A 3589-nucleotide genomic window follows, 5' to 3' on the forward strand; every position below is an offset into this window, starting at 1 on the left:
CCGGGGGGCGGGGGGTTTGGCCCTCGGGGGGCCCCGCCGGGGGGGGGGGGGGGGCGGGCCCCCCCCCCCTGCCCGGCGGCCGAAGCCGCCGTATCTCGAAATCAGGCGCCGGCGGCCAGCGTCGCCAGGTCCACCTTCACGCCCGGGCCCATCGAGGAGGAGAGGGACACCTTCTTCACATAGGTGCCCTTCGCCCCGCTCGGGCGGGCCTTCTGGATCGCGTCGATGAAGGCGCGCGCATTCTCGAGCAGCTTGTCCTCGCCGAAGGAGGCCTTGCCGATGCCGGCATGCACGATGCCCGCCTTCTCGGCCCGGAACTCGACCTGGCCGGCCTTCGCCGCGGTGACCGCACCCTTCACGTCCATCGTCACGGTGCCGAGCTTCGGGTTCGGCATCAGGCCGCGCGGGCCGAGCACCTTACCGAGCCGCCCGACCAGGGCCATCATGTCGGGCGTCGCGATGCAGCGCTCGAACTCGATCTTGCCTTCCTGCACCAGGGCGGCGAGGTCGTCCGCGCCCACCACATCGGCGCCGGCGGCCTTGGCTTCCTCCGCTTTCGGGCCGCGGGCGAAGACACCGACGCGCACCGTCTTGCCGGTGCCGGCCGGCAGCCCGACCACGCCGCGGACCATCTGGTCGGCATGGCGGGGGTCGATGCCGAGGTTCATCGCGATCTCGACCGTCTCGTCGAACTTCGCCTTGGCGTTCGACTTCACCAGCTTGATGGCCTCCTCGAGGCCGTAGCTCTTCTCGCGGTCGAAGGCGCCGTTCAGGGCCTTGAGGCGCTTGCCGATCTTCGCCATGGCCTCAGCCCTCCACCACGGTCATGCCCATGGACCGGGCGGAGCCGGCGAGCATGCGCACCGCGCTCTCGACATCGGTGCAGTTCATGTCCTTCATCTTCACGGCCGCGATCTCGCGCAGCTGCGACTTCGTCACGCGCCCGACCGTGCCGCCCTTGCCCGGGGTCTGGCTGCCCTTCTCGATCTTGGCGGCCTTCATCAGGAAGTAGGTGTTGGGCGGGGTCTTGGTGATGAAGGAGAAGGTGCGGTCCGCATACGCCGTGATGACGACGGGCGTGGGGGTGCCCGGCTCCATCTGCTGCGTCGCCGCGTTGAATTCCTTCACGAACTGCATGATGTTCAGGCCGCGCTGGCCGAGCGCGGGACCCACCGGCGGCGAGGGATTCGCCTTGCCGGCCGGGATCTGCAGCTTGATGTAGCCGACGATCTTCTTTGCCACGTGTCAGTCCTCTGGGTTCCAGAGGCCCGCGGTCCTGGCGATGCCCGCACCGGCATCTCCCGCGTTCCCCGAAAAGCGCCAAACGGCCCAGGGAAGGCCCCGGGCCGCGGCGAGCGCGGGCCTATAGAGCCGGCGCGGGCGGATGTCCAGTGCCGGGCGAGCCCTCGGCCGCCGCCCGGAGAATCCATCGGCGGAAGGCGGCGAAGGCGGGGTCCGAAGCGGCCTCCGGCCGATGCACCAGATACCACCCCATGCCCTTCGGCACCGTCACCGCGAAGGGCGCGACGAGGCGGCCGGCGGCGATGTCGTCGTCCACATAGGGGCGGATGCCCATCGCGACGCCCATCCCGTCGGCGGCCGCCTGCAGCGCCTGGCCGTAGAACTCGAAGACGGGACCCGCGGCGGCGAGGCCGGGCAGGCCCGCCGCCTCGGCCCAGCGCGGCCAGTCCTGCGGCGCATGCGCGACGCGCAGCAGCGTCTCCCCCGCCAGATCCGCGGGCGCGGCGAGGCGGACGGCGAGCAAAGGGGCGGCGACGGGCATCAGGTCCGCCGAGACCAGCCGGTCGGCGGCGAAGCCGGGCCAATCGCCGGCGCCGAGGCGGATGTTGCAGCTCCAGCCCTCGGCGAAGGGGACGGCGGCCCCGCCGGTCGCGATGCGCACCTCGATCCCCGGCTCGGCGCGGGTGAAGGCGGCCAGCCGCGGGATCAGCCAACGGATCGCGAAGGTGGGGCCGACACCGACGGTCAGCACGGGTGCCGCCGGCCGCGCCACGACCTCGGCGGTGAGGCGCGCGAGCCCGTCGAGCAGCGGGGTGAGCCCGGCGCGATAGGCAGCGCCCGCCGGGGTGGCGGTCAGGCGGTTCGCGTGGCGCTCGAACAGCGCGACGCCGAGCCGCTCCTCCAGCAGCCGGACCAGGCGGCTCACCGCCGCGGGGCGGGCATGCAGCTCCGCGGCGGCGGCCACGAAGGAGCCGTGGCGGGCGGCGGCCTCGAAGGCGCGGATGCCGTTCAACGGCGGCAGGTGGCGGGGCGTCACCATCAGGAAAGCTGAGCCTCAGCCTCAGCAAATGCCGTTTGCGGCGCGGGCGCAAGCGGCGCATCAGGGAGAGGCCATGTCCCCCACCCTCATTGCCGCCCTGCTGCTCACCATCCTCGGGACCTCCATCCTCTCGGGCGTCTTCGGCATGGCCGGCGGGCTGGTGCTGATCGGCGTGCTGCTGGTGCTGCTGCCGGTGCCGGAGGCGATGGCGCTGCATGCGGTGACGCAGATCGCATCCAATGGCTGGCGCGCGCTGCTGTGGCGTCGGCACATCGCCTGGCGTCCGGTGCTGTGGGTCTCGGCCGGCGGGCTGGTCGCGCTCGGGGCCTGGTCGCTGGTGCTGCTGGTGCCGGATCGGGGCGTCGCGCTGCTGATGCTGGGCGCGAGTCCCTTCCTGGTGCGCGCCCTGCCCGCGCGCTGGCAGCCGGACCCGATGCGGCCGGCGCATGGCGTGGCCGCCGGCGCGGCGGGCATGTCGCTGATGGTGATGACCGGCGTCTCCGGCCCGCTGCTGGACCGCTTCTTCCTCGGCGGGCGGCTGGACCGGCGGCAGATCGTGGCGAGCAAGGCCGCGGTGCAGGCGCTCAGCCACACGCTGAAGCTGGTCTATTTCGGCGCGCTGGTGGCCGATCCGGGCAGCGTGGATCCCTGGCTCGCGGGGGCGGCGATCCTGGCGACGATGCTTGGCACCATGTTGGCGAAGCGCGTGCTGGAGGCAATGACGGATGCGCAGTATCGCCGCTGGGCGGACCGCATCATCGCCGCGATCGGCGGCTTCTACATCTGCCAGGGCACCTGGCTGCTGCTGGCCTGAGCGGAAGAAGGAGGCACGACCATGTCCGAGACGCTGCGTCCGCTGATCCTCGACCTCGTCGCCTTCGTGGCGGAGCGGCCGCGCCCCTATGCCGAGGTGCTGGACGCCTGGCGCACCTCCTGCCCGCGGCTGACGGTGTGGGAGGATGCGGTGGAGGGTGGCCTTGTCGCGCTGCAGGGCGGGATGGTCTCGGCGACGGAGGCCGGTCGGCGGGCGCTGGCCGGGCGCTGAACGCCCGGCGGCGAGACCTCCCTGGCGGCCGCCGGCCTCAGGGGCCACCCGGCCCGGCGTGCCGGCGCAAGGCCGCGCGCACCACCAGGAAGGCCGACAGCCCCGCGACCAGGCCCAGCACGGCGCCGCCCGCCAGCGTCTCCTCGGCGATCGGCAGCGCAGCGGTCATCCAGGCCGGCAGCCAGTCCTCGCGCGGGGCGGGCGGCGGGGGGGGGGGGGGGGGGGGGGGGGGGGGGGGGGGGGGGGGGGGGGGGCGCCGGGGG

Annotated in this window: 5 protein-coding genes and 1 pseudogene; 2 read left to right on the top strand and 4 right to left on the bottom strand. The window is 73.5% G+C overall.

Annotated features, from left to right (window positions below; genetic code table 11):
* Positions 1–101: 101 nt before the first annotated feature.
* From rplA to AC1MIR_RS23660, 3 genes are all read right to left on the bottom strand, one after another.
* A complete protein-coding gene (rplA, locus tag AC1MIR_RS23650) occupies positions 102–803 on the bottom strand; it encodes a 50S ribosomal protein L1 (RefSeq protein WP_480030629.1) in 702 nt (233 codons plus the stop codon).
* A gap of 4 nt (positions 804–807) precedes the next feature.
* Positions 808–1242, bottom strand: a complete 435-nt coding sequence (gene rplK / locus AC1MIR_RS23655; protein ID WP_109872750.1) for a 50S ribosomal protein L11 — start codon at positions 1240–1242, stop codon at positions 808–810.
* Between the two features lie 121 nt (positions 1243–1363).
* Entirely contained in the window at positions 1364–2281 is a 918-nt protein-coding gene (locus AC1MIR_RS23660; RefSeq protein WP_480030630.1) for a LysR substrate-binding domain-containing protein, read from the bottom strand.
* A 73-nt stretch (positions 2282–2354) separates the two neighbouring features.
* Between AC1MIR_RS23660 and AC1MIR_RS23665 the strand changes: the two genes are divergently transcribed.
* Both AC1MIR_RS23665 and AC1MIR_RS23670 read left to right on the top strand, forming a co-directional pair.
* On the top strand, positions 2355–3095 hold the full coding sequence (locus tag AC1MIR_RS23665) for a sulfite exporter TauE/SafE family protein (RefSeq protein WP_480030631.1): 741 nt from the start codon (positions 2355–2357) through the stop codon (positions 3093–3095).
* A gap of 21 nt (positions 3096–3116) precedes the next feature.
* A complete protein-coding gene (locus tag AC1MIR_RS23670) occupies positions 3117–3326 on the top strand; it encodes a hypothetical protein (RefSeq protein ID WP_480030632.1) in 210 nt (69 codons plus the stop codon).
* Positions 3327–3363: 37 nt separating this feature from the next.
* On the opposite strand, the pseudogene AC1MIR_RS23675 reads toward AC1MIR_RS23670, so the two are convergent.
* Positions 3364–3589: pseudogene (locus AC1MIR_RS23675) on the bottom strand (hypothetical protein); the annotation flags it as partial.

The organism is Falsiroseomonas sp. RANM36 (genome assembly GCF_056682175.1).

Excerpts from the sequence above, each read along its gene's own strand:
- AC1MIR_RS23660 (WP_480030630.1), bottom strand. The coding sequence starts at position 2,281 with ATGGTGACGCCCCGCCACCTGCCGCCGTTGAACGGCATCCGCGCCTTC.
- AC1MIR_RS23670 (WP_480030632.1), top strand. The coding sequence starts at position 3,117 with ATGTCCGAGACGCTGCGTCCGCTGATCCTCGACCTCGTCGCCTTCGTG.
- rplA (WP_480030629.1), bottom strand. The coding sequence starts at position 803 with ATGGCGAAGATCGGCAAGCGCCTCAAGGCCCTGAACGGCGCCTTCGAC.
- AC1MIR_RS23665 (WP_480030631.1), top strand. The coding sequence starts at position 2,355 with ATGTCCCCCACCCTCATTGCCGCCCTGCTGCTCACCATCCTCGGGACC.